Source organism: Lactiplantibacillus sp. C232, from assembly GCF_023806725.1.
Taxonomy (GTDB): Bacteria; Bacillota; Bacilli; order Lactobacillales; family Lactobacillaceae; genus Lactiplantibacillus; species Lactiplantibacillus plantarum.
The window spans coordinates 1-1,054 of record NZ_JAMSKZ010000044.1 but is presented as its reverse complement, the minus strand read 5'-3'; the positions used below and the strand labels follow the sequence as shown (position 1 = coordinate 1,054).

Annotated in this window: 1 protein-coding gene; it reads left to right on the top strand. The window is 43.3% G+C overall.

The genetic code is table 11. The features are described from left to right. The first annotated feature begins 100 nt into the window (after positions 1 to 100). Entirely contained in the window at positions 101 to 1,024 is a 924-nt protein-coding gene (locus MZO41_RS16515; RefSeq protein WP_063489802.1) for an IS30 family transposase, read from the top strand. Positions 1,025 to 1,054 lie beyond the last annotated feature (30 nt).

The window sequence follows — 1,054 nt, the reverse complement described above, 5'->3', positions numbered from 1 at the left end:
GGCAGATTGTAAAATTTAAGTTGAACATTTAAGTGGACAGAAAAACCCATCAAGGTCTTTAATGGTGTTACCACACAATCCATTAGAAAGAAGGACCTTGATGAGCACCACTATTTTATCATTCCAGAACCGTGTTGTCATTGAAACGCTTCATAATGAAGGACGTTCCTTGCGATACATCGCTAACTACTTAGGCTTTAGTCAGACCACCATCTTTAACGAACTTCACCGGCTAAATAGTGAGTATCAAGCTGAACTAGCGCAAACTGACTTTGAACGAAAGGCTAGTCAACGGGGGCGAAAGTCTTCGCTTACTAAAAACCTTAAACACTTGATCGAGGAAAAGATTCAAGTCCAGAAGTGGTCCCCTGAACAAGTTGCCCATGTGGTTGGGATTGCCTACAAGACGGTCTATAACTGGATTGATCAAGGATGGCTTGATATACAGTTGCCCGATTTGCCTGATCATGGAATTCGTCGTCATCGTGCTAAAGAAAAGCGTGGTACGTTCAATCACGGCCGCTCCATTGAGGAGCGGCCTCATAAAGTCGAAACTCGCCAGGAATTCGGCCACTTTGAAGCTGATACCGTACTTTCTGGTAAACGTAAAGGTCAAGCTGTGGCTACTTTTGTGGAGCGTAAGAGTCGCCTGACAATTGTTAAACGGCTCCATGGTCGCGACAGTCAGTCCATGACTCAAGCCGTACTTGAACTAGCTAGTCAACTTCAAGACAAGCTCAAGACGCTTACCGTAGATCATGGTAAAGAGTTCGCTAACTATCAGACAATTGAACGGCGAACTGGTACACAGGTTTATTTTGCCCATGCCTATTCACCGCATGAAAGAGGCAGTAATGAGAACCGTAACCGAGTTTTGCGGCGCTTTATTCCCAAAGGCCAAGCCATTGAAGAACTAAGTGATCATCAATTGGTTCAAATTAATTGGTATTTGAATTCACGGCCACTTAAATGTCTTAATTGGCATACACCAATCGAGATCTTCTTGCTTAATTTACGTCATTAAATTCGTTCAAGTTATTTCTTGCAATCTGCC

Coding starts and splice junctions, on each gene's coding strand:
- MZO41_RS16515 (WP_063489802.1), top strand. CDS start 101: ATGAGCACCACTATTTTATCATTCCAGAACCGTGTTGTCATTGAAACG.